We start from the raw sequence: 15,870 nt of genomic DNA, 5'->3' as shown, positions 1-15,870 counted from the left end.
CCCGTCGACACAGAGCGACCATTTCGCACCGGAGAGAGTTATGACAAACCAAGCCACCGCAGGCACCCCGACCTGCGACTGCAAGCTGTGGGACATCCTCGTCGAGTCTGCAAAGGAACGCACCACCATTCGTTACTCCAAACTGGCCAGGCAGGCCGGGCTGGAGCAGTGCCAGGATGAACTGCGTACCCTGCTGCAACGCATCCGCATGTATTGCACCGAAAATCACCTGCCCATTCTCTCCGCCATCGTGATGGATGACGTGGGCAAATACGCCGGCCTCTCCTCCAGCCTGCCGGATGCCCCCTGGGAGCGGGCACGGGTCTTCGATCACGAGTGGACCACCCTGCACTGAGTGCCGCCCCCTGAATCCGGAACGCGCCCATACCAGCAGGCGCGTTCTGGTTTTTGGCCCCCGCCGTCCCTTCCCCGACCCCAGCGGCCCCATCCGGCCAGGTGTGCAGCATAAGGGCCTCCCGCCCACGGTCTCCCCCTTTGATACCGCAGCGCATCCCGTCCCAGACCAGCGTGTGCTGGCGCGCGGCCCCCTCCCTTCTCCACTCGGCCTGACTGGTAAAACCAGCCCATCCGGCCATGAGCGTTGCCATGGGGAGACCACAATGCCAGAATCGGGCCCTTGCACGATTTCAGGGCCGCCGGCCCGCAGACAAAGGATCCCCCATGGCCACCACCCTCTATGGCATCAAGAACTGCGACACCATCAAGAAGGCCCGCAAGTGGCTGGAGGAGGCGGGTATCGATTACCGCTTTCATGATCACCGCGCCGACGGTCTGAGCCCGGAGCAGCTCGATCTCTGGCTCGCCAAGCTGGGCTGGGAAGCCCTGCTCAACACCCGTGGCACCACCTTCCGCGCCCTGCCGGAAGCAGAAAAACAGGGGCTCGACACCGCCAAGGCCCGTGACCTGCTGCTGGCCCACCCGGCCATGATCAAGCGCCCGCTGCTGGACCAGGACGGTACCCTGACCCTGGGCTTCAAGGCAGACCTCTATCAATCCCTCTTCTCCCGTTAACTTTTTCTGTTAAGGAACACCGATGTCGGACGTCATCACACTGGCCAAGGATCTGATCAGCCGCCCCTCCGTGACCCCCCTGGATGAAGGGTGCCAGACCCTGATGGCGGAGCGCCTCGCGCGCCTGGGGTTCGTCATCGAACCCATGGTCTTTGAGGACACCACCAACCTCTGGGCACGCCGTGGCAGCGAGGGTCCCCTCTTCTGCTTCGCCGGCCACACCGACGTGGTACCCGCCGGCCCCCTGGAGAAGTGGGACACCCCGCCATTCGAGCCGACCATCAAGGACGGCATGCTCCATGGCCGGGGCGCCGCCGACATGAAGGGGTCCCTGGCCGCCATGGTGGTGGCGACCGAGCGCTTCGTGGCCGAGCACCCGGACCACAAGGGCTCCATCGCGTTTCTCATCACCTCGGATGAAGAGGGGCCCTTCATCAACGGCACGGTACGCGTCATCGACACCCTGGAGGCACGCAACGAGAAGATCCGCTGGTGCATCGTCGGCGAACCCTCCTCCACCGCCCAGGTCGGGGACGTGGTGAAGAACGGCCGTCGCGGCTCCATCACCGGCGATCTGCTGGTGCGCGGGGTGCAGGGCCACGTCGCCTACCCCCATCTGGCGGACAACCCCATCCACAAGGCGGCCCCGGCGCTGGCGGAGCTCGCCGCCATCGAGTGGGACAAGGGCAACGCCTACTTCCCCCCCACCAGCTTCCAGATCGCCAACATCCAGGGCGGCACCGGCGCCTCCAACGTCATCCCGGGGGAGTTGCAGGTCCAGTTCAACTTCCGCTTCAGCACCGAGCTCACCGATGCGGCTATCCGCGAGCGGGTCGAGGCGCTGCTGACCCGTCACGGCCTGGACTTCGAGCTGAAGTGGACCCTCTCCGGCCAGCCCTTCCTGACGGACACCGGCGCCCTGCTGGACGCCACCGTCGCCGCCGTGGCGGCAGTGAACGGCCAGCAGCCGGCCCTGCTCACCACGGGGGGCACATCCGATGGGCGCTTCATCGCTCCCACCGGGGCGGAAGTCATCGAGCTCGGCCCGGTCAACGCCACCATCCACAAGGTGAACGAGTGCGTGAAGGCGGACGATCTGGATCTGCTGGCGGACATGTACCAAGGGGTGCTGGCACGACTGCTGGCATGAGCAGCGCTCCGGACAAGAGAGACCAGACCATGAATCAGGATCAACTGCTTGGGCTGGATGAGAGCCACCTCATCCTGGTGGGGCGCGGCCCCCATCGTCTGACCGCCGCCACCGCGGCGGCCTTCAACGACATGCAGGTGGCTGCCGCCCATGCCGGTTTCAACCTGCAGGCGGCCTCCAGCTGGCGCGGCTTCGAGCGCCAGCTCGCCATCTGGAACGGCAAGTGGCGCGGGGAGCGCCCTCTGCTGGATGCGCACAACCAGCCCCTCGATGCCCTGCAACTGGGCGAGACCGAGCGACTGCACGCCATCCTGCACTGGAGCGCCCTGCCCGGCACCAGCCGCCATCACTGGGGCACGGATCTCGACATCTACGATCCGGACTGCCTGCCCGCCGGCACCCGGCTCGCGCTGGAACCCTGGGAGTACGAGGCGGGCGGCTGGTTTGCCGATTTGCGCGAGTGGCTGGACGATCACATGAACGACTTCGGCTTCTTCCTGCCCTATGCAAAAGGGGAGCAACCGGATCAGGGGGTGGCCTACGAGCCCTGGCACCTGAGCTTCGCGCCCGAATCCGACGGGCTGGCCCTGGATCCGGTGGCGCTGGCGCTTTGTCTGGAACGGGCGGATATTGAAGGCAAGGAGTGCATCCTGGCTCATCTCGACGAGATCCTGGCCCGCTATGTCACCCCGGCACACCACGAAAGGAGATTCTGATGAGCTTGTGGTTATGGATAGGCTTGCCGCTGCTGTTTCTGCTCGGCCTGTTTCTCAACGCCATCAAGGACATGAAGCAGCTCGAGAAACAGCTGCCCAAGTACAAGGACAAGATCCGGGAGGTCAAGGACGACGAGGACGACTGACCCCCTCGCAGGAGCCCGTCGGCGCTCCTGCCCCCTTCCCGTCCACGGCATTTTTTCGCCCTCTGCCGCCCCCCTCTGCCTGCACTGAAAGCCCCATCCATTGCCCCCTTTCCCTGCGCTTTCCCGCGCGGGCACGCCACCCTCGCCCTGCTTGAAAACTGCGCAACAAACGTAAAAAACTGCAAAACAATGCACAATTAAGCCACACAAAGGGGGTCAATCTGCATATAATGTGCCTGTTTTGCAGCCCGCCATAAGGAGTTCGCCATTGGATGCCACCACCGTCAACAGTTTCTTCTTCATCGGTGCCCTGTTGGTGGGTGCCAGTGTCCTGTTGAGCGCACTCTCCTCCAGAGTCGGCATCCCCATCCTGGTCATCTTCCTCGCCGTCGGCATGCTGGCGGGTGAGGATGGTCCCGGCGGCATCCACTTCGCCGACTACTCGGTCGCCTACCTGGTGGGCAACCTGGCACTGGCCATCATTCTGCTGGACGGCGGCATGCGCACCCGGGTCTCCTCCTTTCGGGTCGCGCTCTGGCCCGCGCTCTCGCTGGCCACGGTCGGGGTGGCCATCACCACCGGCCTCACGGGCCTCGCCGCCGCCTGGCTGTTCGACCTCAACCTGATGCAGGGGATGCTCATCGGTGCCATCGTCGGCTCCACCGATGCGGCGGCGGTCTTCTCCCTGCTCGGCGGGCGCAGCCTCAACGAGCGGGTCAGCGCCACCCTGGAGATAGAATCGGGCAGCAACGATCCCATGGCGGTCTTTCTCACCGTCACCCTGATCGAGGTGCTGGCCACCGCCCAGCAGGGGCTGGATGCCGGCTTCCTGCTACTGCAACTCGTCAAGCAGTTCGGGCTGGGCGCTGGCATCGGCCTTGCGGGGGGCTGGCTGCTGTGGAAGCTCATCAACAGTGCCAAGCTCGCCCCCGGTCTCTATCCCCTGCTCACGGTGAGCGGCGGCCTGCTCATCTTCGCCCTCACCACGGCGGTGGGGGGCAGCGGCATCCTCGCCATCTACCTCACCGGCCTGCTGCTCGGCAACCTCTCCCTGCGCAGCCGCAGCACCACCCTCTCCGTGCTGGACGGCCTGACCTGGCTCAGCCAGATCGGCATGTTCCTGGTGCTGGGGCTGCTCGCCTCGCCCCACAAGCTGCTGCCCATCGCCCTGCCGGCGCTGGCCCTGGCCATGTGGATGATCCTGTTTGCCCGTCCGGTGTCGGTCTGGATTGGACTGCTGCCGTTCAAGAACTTCGCGCCGCGCGAGCGCTGGTTCATCTCCTGGGTGGGGCTGCGCGGCGCCGTGCCCATCATCCTGGCGGTCTTCCCCATGATGGCGGGGCTGCCCAATGCCCAGCTCTACTTCAATGTCGCCTTCTTCGTGGTGCTGGTTTCGCTCATCCTGCAGGGCAGCTCGCTGCCGTTGGCATCAAAGCTGGCGCGAGTGGAGGTGCCCGCACCGCCCTCTCCCATCAACCGCTCTGGGCTGGAAATCGATCTCGACAGCCAGTGGGAGACCTTCGTCTATCGCCTGAGCGCCGAGAAGTGGTGCATCGGCTCCCCCTTGCGGGAGCTGCGCATGCCTCAGGGCACCCGCATCTGCGCCCTGTTCCGCGGCCAGGAGCTGCTCCACCCCTCGGGCAGTACCTGCCTGCAATCCGATGACATCCTCTGCGTCATCGGCCACGAGCACGACCTGCCCGCCCTCGGTCAGCTCTTCAGCCAGGCGCCGGAGCAGGATCTGGGCCCGCGCTTCTTCGGTGACTTCCTGCTGGAGGCCAACGCCAGGCTGGTGGATCTCGCCCCGCTCTACGGGCTGGATGTGAGCGAGGTGGCGGATCAGAGCCTCGGCGATTTTATTGCCCATCAGTTGGGCGATAATCTGGTGGTCGGTGACCATGTCGCCTGGCAGGGACTGCTCTGGACGGTGGCGGAAATGGAAGAGGGTGAACCCCGCAAGATAGGGGTGCGCTTCCTGGAAGAAGACCCCGTCTAGGCGCCGGCCATCGTAGCCCGCATTTGTGTGAGAAGGGAGTGAACCATGCCTTATCAAACCCTGTTGTCCGGTCTGTATCCTCCCTCGCCCAAGCTGGGCCTCATCGAGGGTTTCTTTGGCAAGGGCTGGAGCTGGGAAGCCCGTGCCCGCTACGCCCAGTGGCTGCCCCGCCACGGCTATGGCTTCTACCTCTACGCCCCCAAGGAAGACGGCTACCTGCGCAAGCACTGGGCCACCCCCTGGCCCGCCGACCAGCTTGAAGCCCTGTGCCAGCTCGCCCGCCAGTGCCGGGAGAACGGTCTGGCCTTCGGGGTGGGCCTGAGCCCCATGGGGGCCCATCACGACTATGCCCGCCAGCGACCCGCCCTGCTGGAGAAGGTGAGGCTCATCGAAGAGGTGCTCAAGCCCGATATCCTGGCGATCCTGTTTGACGACATGAAGGGGGACACCCCGGATCTCGCCCACTGGCAGCTCACCATCGCCCACGACATCGCGGCCCACACCGATGCAGGCCGCCTGCTGTTCTGCCCCAGCTACTACAGCACGGATCCGGTGCTGGAGAAGGTGTTCGGTGCCATGCCCCCCCACTATCTGCAGGATCTGGGTCAGGGGCTCGACAAGCGCATCGATGTCTTCTGGACCGGCCCCAAAGTCTGCTCCACCGAGTATCCGGCTGCCCACCTCAAACAGGCCGCCGACTGGCTCCATCGCAAGCCCTTCCTGTGGGACAACTATCCGGTCAATGACGGCAGCAAGGCGAGCAGCTTCCTGCACCTGCGCGCCTTCGAAAACCGTCCGGCAGAGCTGGCGGATCTCGTGAGCGGCCATGCGGTCAATCCCATGAAGCAGGCGGCCCTCTCGGCCCTGCCGCTCGCCACCCTGCCCATGAGCTACAAGCTCGGCAAGCAGTACGATCCTGACAAGGCGCTGCACGCCTCCCTCAACGCCACCTGCGGGCCGCAGATCTCCGCCATGATCCAGGCAGACCTGCCGCTCTTCCAGGACATCGGTCTGGCCCAGCTCACCCCCGAGCAGGTCATCCATCTCAAGAGCCGCTACCTGCCGTTCCAGGATCAGGCCTGCGTGAACGAGATCCTGCGCTGGCTGGCCGGGGAGTACGTGTTCGATCCGGACTGCCTGACCGACTGACCTCATGAGTCCATGAAAAGTGGGTTCATGAAAAAACGGGCCCATGTAAAAGGCCACCTCCCGGGCAGGGAGGTGGCCTTTTTGCATGATGTCTCTTCAGGTGCCCCATGGCGTCACATAGGGCGGCAGATTGAGCGGGTGTTTAGCCGAAGGCCAGCCAGACCCCGACAAACAGCATGAGAGAGCCCGCGATCCGGTTCATCAGAGTGACATTGCCGCTCTTGGCGAGGAAATGGCGCAAGGTGCGGCCACCGCTGGCATAGAGCATCAGGCAGGAGAACTCGATGACCAGGATGAGCGCGACCAGGGCCCCTATCTGGGGTGCCATCGGCTTGGCCGCATTGATGAAGGGGGGCAGCAGGGAGACCATGAAGGCCCACCCCTTGGGGTTGGCGATGGCGGTCACGAAACCCTGTACGGCCAGTCCCATGGGGCTGGTCTGCTGACCCGCCGAGAGATCCGCCGGGATGGCCATCTTGCCCTTGGCCTGCCACATCTGGATGCCGAGCCAGACCAGGTAGGCGCCACCGACATATTTGAATGCAGAGAACAGGGCCGGGTAGTTGAGCATGACTGCCGCCACCCCGACCACCGACAGCACGGAGACCAGGCCGACGCCGACAAGCTCCCCCCACATCATGTGCAGGGTACGGCGCACCCCCAGACTCATGCCCAGGGTCATCGCCAGGGTCATGCACATACCGGGTGTTACTGAGACAAAAAAGAACGTGGGAATAAAGAGCGCCAAGATGGCGGGATCAATCCAGTCGGACACACTACACCTCCAGGGTAACAAGCAGACGATCTTGCCTATCACACTCTTTTAACACAAGAAAAACCTTTTCATTCAGCAAGAATTCAGCATTAAAAACCCTGTGACAAGGATTGTCGCGCCTGTGTAAGATGCCGCCTCACTCCTCTTTCGGGTTAGGATCTTTCATGTCATTGAATAATCTGTCCATTCGTCTTCAAGTGCTTATCCCTCTCCTGCTCGCCAGCCTGTTGATGCTGCTGATGGCCGTGATCAGCAAACAGGAAATCGACGGTGCCATTCAGGACATGAATGAAACCACCGCCAGCGTCACCCGCCACAAGGACGACATCGCGGCCCTGATCCACGCCACCTACCGACTGCGCACCAACGCCATCTACGGCCTCTACGATGAGGCCCTCTTCGCCCAGTTGCCGGCTCAGCTCTCCGCCGCCGAACAGGAGATTGGCGCCATCCTGACCAGACTGGTTGTCACCGGTGCCGAGCAGGACAACCGTCAGGTCGCGGCCGCCCTGCAGGCCTACCTCGGCCATACCCGCAGCAGCATGCTGCCCCTGCTGACCGCCAAGTACCAAGGCAGTGGCGATCCCGCCGCCTATGAGCAGGCCCGCCTGCACTTTCGCGATCTGGGGGAGGCGCTCATCAAGCAGATCGATGCCATGTCCGTCCACATCAATCAGCTGACCCAGACTGAGATTGCCGAGGAGCAGGCCCACTACCGCGCGACCCTGCTGCGCACCCTGCTGCTGATGGGGAGCACCCTGATCGCGGCCCTGCTGGGCGGCTGGTGGATCTCCGGGCGCATCGTGCAGCCCATCGGCCAGTTGCAGGAGGTGATGCACGCCGTCGCCCTCGGCCGCTTCAACGTGCGTGCCAATGCCGAAGGCAACAACGAGCTGGGCCAGCTCGCCAGGGATATCAACCGGACCCTGAGCCAGCTTGCCAACACCATCCAGACCCTGACCGGCATCAGCGGCAATGTGGCCTCCGCCGCCACCGAGCTTGCCGCTGTGATGACCCAGGCAGAGGTCAACGCCCAGCAGCAGCGTGGTGAGACCGAACAGGTGGCCTCCGCCGTCACCGAGCTGGCCAGCACCGCCGACAACGTCAACCACAACGCCGCCCTGGCCGACGAGCTGGCCCGGGATGCCAACAGTCGGGTCGAACAGGGGCTGGCCCTGTTTGCCGAAAGCATTGAGGCCAACGGCCGCATGGCGGGCAGTCTGGAGAACGCCGCGACTGTGGTGGCCAGGCTCAAGTCCCAGTCCGAGCAGATCGGCAAGGTGATCGAAGTCATTCAGAGCATTTCGGAGCAGACCAACCTGCTGGCCCTCAACGCCGCCATCGAGGCGGCCCGCGCCGGTGAAAGCGGCCGCGGCTTTGCGGTGGTGGCCGACGAAGTGCGCCTGCTGGCTGCCCGTACCCAGGACTCCACCAAGGAGATCCAGGCCATCATCGAGCAGTTGCAGAGCCAGTCCCTCTCCGCCAACAGCGGCGTGCAGCAGACCCTGGAGATCCTCGGCCACAACCAGCAGCTCTCCGCCGAGGTACAGGCCTTGCTGGGGGGCATCACGGACGCGGTCAACCAGATCAACGGTGCCAACGCCCAGGTGGCGACCGCGGCAGAACAACAATCCTGCGTCACCGCCGACATCAGCCGCAACCTCACCAACATCCACGAGATCGTGAACCAGAACGCCGCCGGCATCAGCCAGAGTGCCGCCGCCAGTCACGAACTGTCACAGCTCGCCGAGCAGCAGCGCAGGCAGCTCGCCCAGTTCCAGCTCTGATCCCGAGAGGGTCTCTTCGATACCGCGGGGCCCGGCGCAGGCCCCGCACTTGCCCCTCCCCCTTCACGCCTCCTGTTTAAAATGGGTTTTTGCCATCAAGGTGTCATTGGGGGCTGGGCTGCATTCACAAATGTGGGTATGGTAGAGGCACGTCACTCCCCCTCATCGAGAGATCATCATGAGCCTGAAGTTCAAGAAACCCGCTTTTATCACGCTCGGCCTCATCGCCCTGCTCTCCGCACTCTGGCTCGATTTCTATCTGCCGGAACACACCATCGCCACCATCACCGGGGTGGAGGTGAAGCGCACCGACAAGGATGGCCCCATCAGCCAGAAGAACCCGGCTGACGGCCCCACCACCGACGTCTATTACATCTACACCGAGCGCCCCGGCGAGAAGATCCGGGTGTTTCGCAATGAAGACACCGAATGGGGCTGGCCCTTCTACTTCAAGTTCAACGCCGCCGACGTCCAGGCCAAGGCCAAGTCCATGGAGTTCGAAAAACGCCTGGCCATCATCACCTCCTACGGCTGGCGCGTGAACATGTTCTCCATGTTCCCCAACGTCACCAAGATCGCGAGCACCGAGCCCGATGCCTCCACCTGGAGCTTCTTCCGCTGGTTCTGGTTCGGTGTCTGGGCCCTGGTGATGGGCAAGGCGGCCATCGCCACCTGGCGCTACTTCGATCGCCTCGAGGACGAGATATGAGCGAGCCGAGCAAGACCCGCACCAGCTTCTATCGTCGGCTCTACGTGGCTCACCTCATCAGTCAGGGCACGGACACCGTGCCCGCCATCATGGAGGCGACCGGCATGCCGCGCCGCACCGCCCAGGACACCCTCAGCGCCCTGGCGGAGCTCGACATCCAGTGCGCCTTCGAGCAGACCGAGGGGGCTCGCCATCTGCAGGGGCACTACCGCATCAGCGACTGGGGGCCCATCAATCCGGCCTGGATTGCTGCGCAGCTTCCAGTTATCAGGCAGACCCTGGGGTATCCCTGACACCCCGGGCCCTGCTCTGCCTCCCATAGAGAAGGGGCCAGCCTTGCGGCTGGCCCCTTTCTTGTCTGGCCTGATATCCCGTTGCCCTCCCCCGAGCTCACTCCCCTTCGCCGAAAGACTCTTCCGGCAGCGGCTCCGCCGACTCACCCCGGGTGCAGTCGATGATGGAGCGCTTGGGATTGTTGGGGTCGCGCAGCAGCAGGGGTGCCATCCCCTCGTCATGCAGCCTCTCGTCGGAAAATTCGCTGCCATAGGCGTTATGTGTCAGCCTGCGGGCATTGGCGATGGGGGTATCCACGAAGAGGGCATGTACCTCGAAGGTGGAGGCTGGCACCAGGAAGCCGACGATGGGCAGGCCGTGCAGCTCCTGATGGACCTTGTACCAGGCAAAGCCCTCGCTCACCTTGTCAGGGGTATACATGGCGAGCTGCGGATTGGCCGGGCGCCCGGTCTCGATGTCGAGATGAAGGGTATCCAGCTCGCAGGTCGCCAGCCCCTGCCACATCTTCTCGAACGGGGTCGCGCAACCCGTCAGTTGCATGCATGTCAGCAGCGCCAACGTCCCTTTCCACATTCCCAACCCCTTATCCGATGTCCAGGATGTCAACCAAATGAGCGCAGTCGCTGCACCAGCAACTCGATGAAACCTACCCTGTCGAGCCCCAGCAGCACCAGGGCATTGGCCGGTTTGCCGGTCAGGTCGTAGCGATCCACCACCGTCATGCCCAGGGTATGGGTCCCGCCGGTTTCGATATCGACCCGGCACTCCACCCCGTGAAACAGGGAGGGCGCCAGCAGCCAGGCGATGGTACAGGGGTCATGGAGCGGCGCGCCAGCAAATCCCCACTTGGGATCCCGATGATAGATCATGAAAAAGTCGAGCAGCTGTGCCACGCACTGCGCCACCGGGTTGGGAATGGCGCGTACCCGCTCGATATCCTCGTCCATCACCTGGGCCTCGTGGGTCACGTCCAGCCCGCACATGGTGATGGGCAGCCCCGACTTGAAGACCATATCGGCCGCTTCGGGATCCACATAAATATTGAATTCCGCCGCGGGGGTCCAGTTGCCCGCACCGGCGGCGCCCCCCATCAGTACGATGCGGGCGATCTTCTGCTTGAGCTCGGGGTGGGCCGCCAGCAAGAGGGCAATGTTGGTGAGCGGCCCGGTCGGCACCAGGGTGACCGGCTCCGGGCTCTCGCGCAGACATCTTGCCATCAGTTCAAGGGCGCTCATCGCCCAGGGAGCAAAGGCGGGATCCGGCAGCTCTGGGCCGTCCAGCCCCGATTCGCCGTGGACGTTGTCGGCGATGATGAGCTCACGGGCCAGGGGCTTGGCTGCCCCCGCCGCCACCGGGATGTCGTCGCGGCCGAGCAGGGTCAGGATGCGCAGGGCATTGTTGAGGGTCTTGTCCGGGGTCTGGTTGCCCGCGCTGGTGGTGACCGCCAGCACCTTCAGCTCGGGGCTCGCCAGCGCCAGAATAAGGGCGATGGCATCATCGTGGCCGGGATCGCAATCGAGAATAACGGGCAACGCCATGGACAGACTCCTTACAACATGACAGGGAGCCATACCTTAGCAAGAGATGGCCAGATGAACTCAGGAGGGAGTCACAAAACGCCTCAACCAACGAGATCAAGTACTTGGCGACAGGCCTTGGGAGCGGACATCCAGATTCGCCGCGCCGCCATCGTTCGGGTATGATCCCTCCCCCTTCATCGTCCGGCTGCCCCATGTCCGTCATCGTCGACACCTTCATCGCCCCGCCCTGCGCCGCCACCATCGAGATCCTGTTTGAGGATGCGCATCTGCTGCTCATCAACAAGCCGAGCGGCCTGCTGAGCCTCTCGGGCAAGAACCCGCAGAACCTCGATTCGGTCCACTACCGGCTGGTACAGGATTACCCCGGCTGCACCCTGGTGCACCGCCTCGACTTTGGCACCTCGGGCGTCATGGTGGTGGCCAAAAACAAGAGCATCAACGCCCTGCTCTGCCACCAGTTCAGCCAGCGCACCGTGAGCAAGGCTTACGAGGCACTGCTCTGCGGCCATCTGGCGGTGGATGAGGGCGTCATCGACGCATCCATCGCCAAGGATCCGGCGCTGTTCCCGCTGATGAGCATCTGCGCCGCCAGCGGCAAACCCGCCCGCTCACGCTATCGGGTGATGGAGCGGCTCACCCTGGAGGGGGCAGGCCAGCCGGTGCCATTGACCCGGGTCAGGCTGGTACCGGAAACCGGGCGCACCCACCAGCTGCGCATCCACAGCCAGTGGCTGGGCCATCCCATCCTGGGATGCGATCTCTATGGCGGCCTGCTCCCGCCCGGCTGCGAACGGGCCCCCAGACTGATGCTGCACGCCAGTGAACTCGGTTTTGTGCACCCGGTGAGCGGCGAAGCGGTACAGATCCGCTGTGAGGCGCCCTTTGCGCAGGCACTGGCGGCCATGACGGGGCAACAGGGGTAACGAAGAAGGGGGAAAGCAGAGCCAGGAAGGTAAAAGGGGCAAACGGCGGATAAAGATAGGGGCCGCGCTTTCGCAACGGCCCCCACCCCCCACTCGGTGTGGTGCTATCAGATCAGCTTGCGGGCGGCGCCCAGCACGATCTTGATGGCATCAGATTCGGTTTTCGCCATGGTTTCGGCGTTCGGGATTTCCTGCTGGGTACGGTTCACGATGACACCGGCCACCATGCCCGCACGCAGGCCCTGGCTGGTACACATGGTCAGCAGGGTCGCGGACTCCATCTCGTAGTTCAGCACGCCCATGGCTTGCCACTCTTTCATGGAACCCTGGAAACGTTGTACCACGCGGCCGGATACGGTGTCGTAACGCTCCTGACCCGGGTAGAAGGTATCAGAAGAAGCAGTGACGCCCACATGCAGCTTGGAGCCCAGCTCCTTGGCGGTGTTCACCAGGGCGGTGGTGCAGTCGAAGTCGGCCACGGCCGGGAACTCCATCGGCGCGAAGTGCAGGCTGGCACCGTCGAGGCGCACGGAGCCGGTGGTGACGATCACGTCGCCCACGTTCAGGTGCGGCTGGATGGCGCCGGTGGTGCCGATGCGCAAGAAGGTACGGATACCCAGCTGGGCCAGCTCTTCCACCGCGATGGAGGTGGACGGGCCACCAATACCGGTGGAGCAGATGATCACGGCCTTGCCGTCCATCTCGCCGCGCCAGGTGGTGAATTCACGATGGCTGGCCAGGTGCACCGGGTTGTCCAACAGCTCTGCGATGCGCTTCACGCGCTCGGGGTCACCGGGGACGATCGCCAGGGTGGCGCCTTGCAGATCCGCTTTTTTCAAACCCAAGTGAAATACATCAGACATAGTGGACTCCTGGTTGCGCCCCGCCGCATGGCAGCCGAGTGCAGTTAAGGTGATTCTTTACGGTACTTTCAAGCCGGTGTCCCCTCATCCGGGGAGGCGCCAACTATGGTCGAAAGCGCTTTCCAATTCCTTGATGCGCCTCACACTTCTGCGCTTCAAAGCTGACAAAAATGGCGCGAAACGTTTGCTAAGATGATGAATTTCTTGAAAAACGTTTTTACGTTCCTTTTGCTCTCCCGTCCCTTGTCAAGCCTTGAGCGACCGTCCATTTAAAGAGCGCGATCGAGTCCACAAAGTTGCAAACGAGATACCATTGACCCCTTCTCATCCCCTCCGACGCTGTTATGTTGGCGCCCGCATACCACTTAATGGCTAATCATACGGAGTCCATCATGGCGACATTCAAGTTCTACATTCCCGCAATCAACCTGATGGGGGCGGGCTGCCTGCAGGAAGCTGCAGCGGATATCCAGGGACATGGCTATCGCAAGGCGCTCATCGTCACCGACAAGATCCTGGGCCAGATTGGCGTGGTGGGCCGGCTTGCCGCCCTCCTGGCCGAGCACGGCATCGGTGCCGTGGTGTTCGACGAGACCAGACCCAATCCCACTGTGGCCAACGTCGAGGCGGGTCTTGCGATAATCCGGGCCCACGGCTGCGACTGCGTCATTTCGCTCGGCGGCGGCTCACCCCACGACTGCGCCAAGGGCATCGCCCTGGTGGCCGCCAATGGGGGCAGCATCAAGGATTACGAGGGGGTGGATCGCTCCGCCAAGCCGCAGTTGCCGCTCATCGCCATCAATACCACCGCCGGCACCGCCTCCGAGATGACCCGTTTTTGCATCATTACCGACGAATCCCGTCAGGTGAAAATGGCCATCATCGACAAGCACGTCACGCCGCTGATGTCGGTCAACGATCCGGAACTGATGCTGGCCAAGCCCGCCGGCCTCACCGCCGCCACCGGCATGGATGCCCTGACCCACGCCATCGAGGCCTATGTCTCCACCGCCGCCACCCCGGTCACCGATGCCAGCGCCGTGATGGCCATCGCACTGATTGCCGAACACCTTCGCACCGCCGTGCATCAGGGGGAGGATCTCCATGCCCGTGAGCAGATGGCCTATGCCCAGTTCCTGGCCGGCATGGCCTTCAACAACGCAAGCCTGGGCTATGTGCACGCCATGGCTCATCAGCTCGGGGGCTTCTACGACCTGCCCCACGGGGTGTGCAATGCGGTGCTACTCCCCCATGTCCAGGCCTACAACGCCCGGGTGTGCGCCGGCCGGCTCAAGGATGTGGCCCGTCATATGGGGGTGGATGTGAGCGCCATGAGCGATGAGCAGGGTGCGGCGGCAGCCATTGACGCCATCCGGCAACTGGCTCGCGACGTCAAGATCCCCGCCGGTCTGGAGCAGCTCGGGGTCAGGGCCGACGACCTCGACGTGCTGGCCAACAATGCGCTCAAGGATGCCTGTGGTCTCACCAACCCCAGGCAGGCGACTCACGCGGAGATCGTCGCCATCTTCCGCGCCGCCATGTAAGGGGGCAAGATCTGCCAGGGCCGCCACGCGGCCCTTTTTATTGGCTGATGGATCAATGGCTTTTTACTTCCGCACGGGGAGTGGGTATGATTTGCCGAGCTAAAAAGACTGTATGGATGATCTGAACCCGATATGCGGATGAAACACCTGATTGCCGCGGCCCTGACCGCCCTCACCCTGTCCGGTTGCAGCCTGGTCTATCGCATCGATATTCCCCAGGGCAACTATGTGGAACAAAAGCAGGTCGACAAGCTGCGCCAGGGCATGACCCGCGAACAGGTCGAGTTCGTGCTGGGTTCTCCCATGTTGCGCGACAGCTTTGACCCCAACACCTGGTACTACCTCTATGAGTTCCAGCCCGGTCGGGGCGACAAGGAGCGCAAGGAGCTGACCCTCAACTTCGTGGGTGACAGACTGGCCACCGTGACCGGTGATTTCCCTCTCCCTGCCGCCTTCACCACACCGCTCTAGATGACATTACAAAACCGGCTTCTGCCGGTTTTGTTCTCTCTGGCCCCGGTGATGTCGCCGGGCCACACTCTGGATGCCTCATTGCCCCGAGGAGATCATCATGAGTCGATTCCTGATTGCCGGCGCCACCGGTCTGATTGGCAAAGCCTTGCTGCGCGAGCTGGGGACGGAACACGACCTCCTCCTGCTCTGCCGCAAACCGGGCGATCCCGCTCCGGGACGCACCTGGCTGCCCACCTCGTTCGACGCGCTGGACAGATTGACGCTGCCCTCCCCTGTGGACATTGCCTTCTGCTGCCTTGGCACCACCCGCAAGGATGCCGGCTCGGCCGAGGCATTTCGCCGGGTCGATCTCGACTATGTGCTGGCCTTTGCTGCGCTCGCCCGTCTCCACGGCTGCCGCCGCCTGCTGGTGGTCTCCAGTCTGGGCGCCAACCCGGGTTCCCCTGCCCTCTATCCCCGCACCAAGGGCGAGATGGAGCAGGCCCTGCTGGCCCAGGAGTGGCAGCGGCTCGTCATCCTGCGCCCGGCCATGCTGCTCGGCCATCGAGAACCTGCGCGCCGTTCGGAGCAGATCATCCAGGCCATCTATCCGCTGGTCAAGCCCCTGCTGCGCGGGTCGCTGCGCCGCTGGCGTGCCATCGAGGCCAGTCAGGTGGCGCACGCCATGGCGCGCCTTGCCATCCAGGAGAGCGGGATAGAGACGGTGGAAAACGAGCGCCTGCTCACCCTGTGATGCCCCGTGCCGGGCGAGACGATCACAAAGGGGCGCCA

General features: G+C 63.7%; 18 protein-coding genes. 14 read left to right on the top strand and 4 right to left on the bottom strand.

The genetic code is table 11. The features are described from left to right. Nucleotides 1-40 precede the first annotated feature (40 nt). The 7 genes from C2U47_RS17570 to C2U47_RS17540 all read left to right on the top strand — a co-directional run bounded on the left by C2U47_RS17570 (nt 41) and on the right by C2U47_RS17540 (nt 6,189). On the top strand, nt 41-355 hold the full coding sequence (locus C2U47_RS17570; RefSeq protein ID WP_010674057.1) for a hypothetical protein: 315 nt from the start codon (nt 41-43) through the stop codon (nt 353-355). 326 nt (nt 356-681) lie between these two features. Continuing rightward, entirely contained in the window at nt 682-1,032 is a 351-nt protein-coding gene (locus C2U47_RS17565) for an ArsC family reductase (protein WP_039039874.1), read from the top strand. 22 nt (nt 1,033-1,054) lie between these two features. Then, the gene (gene dapE / locus C2U47_RS17560; protein WP_010674050.1) at nt 1,055-2,182 is read left to right on the top strand and encodes a succinyl-diaminopimelate desuccinylase; all 1,128 of its coding nucleotides are present in this window, start codon (nt 1,055-1,057) and stop codon (nt 2,180-2,182) included. A 29-nt stretch (nt 2,183-2,211) separates the two neighbouring features. Beyond that, nucleotides 2,212-2,898: a M15 family metallopeptidase gene (locus tag C2U47_RS17555; protein ID WP_043154557.1), complete on the top strand. Its 687-nt coding sequence runs from the start codon at nt 2,212-2,214 to the stop codon at nt 2,896-2,898. Further along, nucleotides 2,898-3,044, top strand: coding sequence for a hypothetical protein (locus C2U47_RS17550; RefSeq protein WP_010674048.1), 147 nt, complete (start codon nt 2,898-2,900; stop codon nt 3,042-3,044). Before C2U47_RS17555 ends, C2U47_RS17550 begins: the two co-directional genes overlap by 1 nt. A gap of 268 nt (nt 3,045-3,312) precedes the next feature. Then, the gene (locus C2U47_RS17545; protein ID WP_010674047.1) at nt 3,313-5,040 is read left to right on the top strand and encodes a potassium/proton antiporter; all 1,728 of its coding nucleotides are present in this window, start codon (nt 3,313-3,315) and stop codon (nt 5,038-5,040) included. Between the two features lie 45 nt (nt 5,041-5,085). Continuing rightward, a complete protein-coding gene (locus C2U47_RS17540; protein WP_043154552.1) occupies nt 5,086-6,189 on the top strand; it encodes a beta-N-acetylglucosaminidase domain-containing protein in 1,104 nt (367 codons plus the stop codon). Between the two features lie 142 nt (nt 6,190-6,331). Here the strand turns inward: C2U47_RS17540 and C2U47_RS17535 are convergent, their stop codons facing one another. Beyond that, complete coding sequence (locus tag C2U47_RS17535) at nt 6,332-6,964, bottom strand: LysE family translocator (RefSeq protein WP_039039878.1); 633 nt, start codon at nt 6,962-6,964, stop codon at nt 6,332-6,334. 164 nt (nt 6,965-7,128) lie between these two features. Between C2U47_RS17535 and C2U47_RS17530 the strand changes: the two genes are divergently transcribed. The 3 genes from C2U47_RS17530 to C2U47_RS17520 all read left to right on the top strand — a co-directional run bounded on the left by C2U47_RS17530 (nt 7,129) and on the right by C2U47_RS17520 (nt 9,753). Next, nucleotides 7,129-8,751 carry a methyl-accepting chemotaxis protein gene (locus tag C2U47_RS17530; RefSeq protein WP_043154550.1) on the top strand — a complete coding sequence of 541 codons (1,623 nt, stop codon included), beginning with the start codon at nt 7,129-7,131 and terminating at the stop codon, nt 8,749-8,751. Nucleotides 8,752-8,929: 178 nt separating this feature from the next. Beyond that, on the top strand, nt 8,930-9,460 hold the full coding sequence (locus C2U47_RS17525; protein WP_039039880.1) for a DUF1523 family protein: 531 nt from the start codon (nt 8,930-8,932) through the stop codon (nt 9,458-9,460). Beyond that, on the top strand, nt 9,457-9,753 hold the full coding sequence (locus C2U47_RS17520; RefSeq protein WP_039039881.1) for a winged helix-turn-helix domain-containing protein: 297 nt from the start codon (nt 9,457-9,459) through the stop codon (nt 9,751-9,753). Before C2U47_RS17525 ends, C2U47_RS17520 begins: the two co-directional genes overlap by 4 nt. Before the next feature lie 97 nt (nt 9,754-9,850). On the opposite strand, the gene C2U47_RS17515 is transcribed toward C2U47_RS17520, so the two are convergent. Together C2U47_RS17515 and rihA are read right to left on the bottom strand one after the other, a co-directional pair. Beyond that, nucleotides 9,851-10,327: a hypothetical protein gene (locus C2U47_RS17515; RefSeq protein WP_029314217.1), complete on the bottom strand. Its 477-nt coding sequence runs from the start codon at nt 10,325-10,327 to the stop codon at nt 9,851-9,853. 29 nt (nt 10,328-10,356) lie between these two features. Continuing rightward, entirely contained in the window at nt 10,357-11,292 is a 936-nt protein-coding gene (gene rihA / locus C2U47_RS17510; RefSeq protein WP_043154549.1) for a pyrimidine-specific ribonucleoside hydrolase RihA, read from the bottom strand. A gap of 194 nt (nt 11,293-11,486) precedes the next feature. On the opposite strand from rihA, the gene C2U47_RS17505 reads away from it, so the two are divergent. After that, a complete protein-coding gene (locus C2U47_RS17505; RefSeq protein ID WP_080988597.1) occupies nt 11,487-12,218 on the top strand; it encodes an RluA family pseudouridine synthase in 732 nt (243 codons plus the stop codon). A gap of 107 nt (nt 12,219-12,325) precedes the next feature. Here the strand turns inward: C2U47_RS17505 and udp are convergent, their stop codons facing one another. Continuing rightward, complete coding sequence (gene udp / locus C2U47_RS17500) at nt 12,326-13,081, bottom strand: uridine phosphorylase (RefSeq protein ID WP_010674037.1); 756 nt, start codon at nt 13,079-13,081, stop codon at nt 12,326-12,328. Between the two features lie 392 nt (nt 13,082-13,473). On the opposite strand from udp, the gene yiaY reads away from it, so the two are divergent. The 3 genes from yiaY to C2U47_RS17485 all read left to right on the top strand — a co-directional run bounded on the left by yiaY (nt 13,474) and on the right by C2U47_RS17485 (nt 15,832). Beyond that, complete coding sequence (yiaY, locus tag C2U47_RS17495; protein ID WP_043154545.1) at nt 13,474-14,625, top strand: L-threonine dehydrogenase; 1,152 nt, start codon at nt 13,474-13,476, stop codon at nt 14,623-14,625. A gap of 132 nt (nt 14,626-14,757) precedes the next feature. Continuing rightward, the gene (locus C2U47_RS17490) at nt 14,758-15,096 is read left to right on the top strand and encodes an outer membrane protein assembly factor BamE (RefSeq protein ID WP_029314185.1); all 339 of its coding nucleotides are present in this window, start codon (nt 14,758-14,760) and stop codon (nt 15,094-15,096) included. Nucleotides 15,097-15,196: 100 nt separating this feature from the next. After that, nucleotides 15,197-15,832 carry an NAD-dependent epimerase/dehydratase family protein gene (locus tag C2U47_RS17485; RefSeq protein ID WP_043154542.1) on the top strand — a complete coding sequence of 212 codons (636 nt, stop codon included), beginning with the start codon at nt 15,197-15,199 and terminating at the stop codon, nt 15,830-15,832. Nucleotides 15,833-15,870: the final 38 nt, after the last annotated feature.

This window comes from Aeromonas sp. ASNIH7, assembly GCF_002903485.1.
Taxonomy (GTDB): Bacteria; Pseudomonadota; Gammaproteobacteria; order Enterobacterales; family Aeromonadaceae; genus Aeromonas; species Aeromonas caviae.
This window is presented reverse-complemented; position numbering and strand designations above follow the sequence as displayed.

Coding starts and splice junctions, on each gene's coding strand:
- C2U47_RS17570 (WP_010674057.1), top strand. CDS start 41: ATGACAAACCAAGCCACCGCAGGCACCCCGACCTGCGACTGCAAGCTG.
- C2U47_RS17565 (WP_039039874.1), top strand. CDS start 682: ATGGCCACCACCCTCTATGGCATCAAGAACTGCGACACCATCAAGAAG.
- dapE (WP_010674050.1), top strand. CDS start 1,055: ATGTCGGACGTCATCACACTGGCCAAGGATCTGATCAGCCGCCCCTCC.
- C2U47_RS17555 (WP_043154557.1), top strand. CDS start 2,212: ATGAATCAGGATCAACTGCTTGGGCTGGATGAGAGCCACCTCATCCTG.
- C2U47_RS17550 (WP_010674048.1), top strand. CDS start 2,898: ATGAGCTTGTGGTTATGGATAGGCTTGCCGCTGCTGTTTCTGCTCGGC.
- C2U47_RS17540 (WP_043154552.1), top strand. CDS start 5,086: ATGCCTTATCAAACCCTGTTGTCCGGTCTGTATCCTCCCTCGCCCAAG.
- C2U47_RS17530 (WP_043154550.1), top strand. CDS start 7,129: ATGTCATTGAATAATCTGTCCATTCGTCTTCAAGTGCTTATCCCTCTC.
- C2U47_RS17525 (WP_039039880.1), top strand. CDS start 8,930: ATGAGCCTGAAGTTCAAGAAACCCGCTTTTATCACGCTCGGCCTCATC.
- C2U47_RS17520 (WP_039039881.1), top strand. CDS start 9,457: ATGAGCGAGCCGAGCAAGACCCGCACCAGCTTCTATCGTCGGCTCTAC.
- C2U47_RS17515 (WP_029314217.1), bottom strand. CDS start 10,327: ATGTGGAAAGGGACGTTGGCGCTGCTGACATGCATGCAACTGACGGGT.
- rihA (WP_043154549.1), bottom strand. CDS start 11,292: ATGGCGTTGCCCGTTATTCTCGATTGCGATCCCGGCCACGATGATGCC.
- C2U47_RS17505 (WP_080988597.1), top strand. CDS start 11,487: ATGTCCGTCATCGTCGACACCTTCATCGCCCCGCCCTGCGCCGCCACC.
- udp (WP_010674037.1), bottom strand. CDS start 13,081: ATGTCTGATGTATTTCACTTGGGTTTGAAAAAAGCGGATCTGCAAGGC.
- yiaY (WP_043154545.1), top strand. CDS start 13,474: ATGGCGACATTCAAGTTCTACATTCCCGCAATCAACCTGATGGGGGCG.
- C2U47_RS17490 (WP_029314185.1), top strand. CDS start 14,758: ATGCGGATGAAACACCTGATTGCCGCGGCCCTGACCGCCCTCACCCTG.
- C2U47_RS17485 (WP_043154542.1), top strand. CDS start 15,197: ATGAGTCGATTCCTGATTGCCGGCGCCACCGGTCTGATTGGCAAAGCC.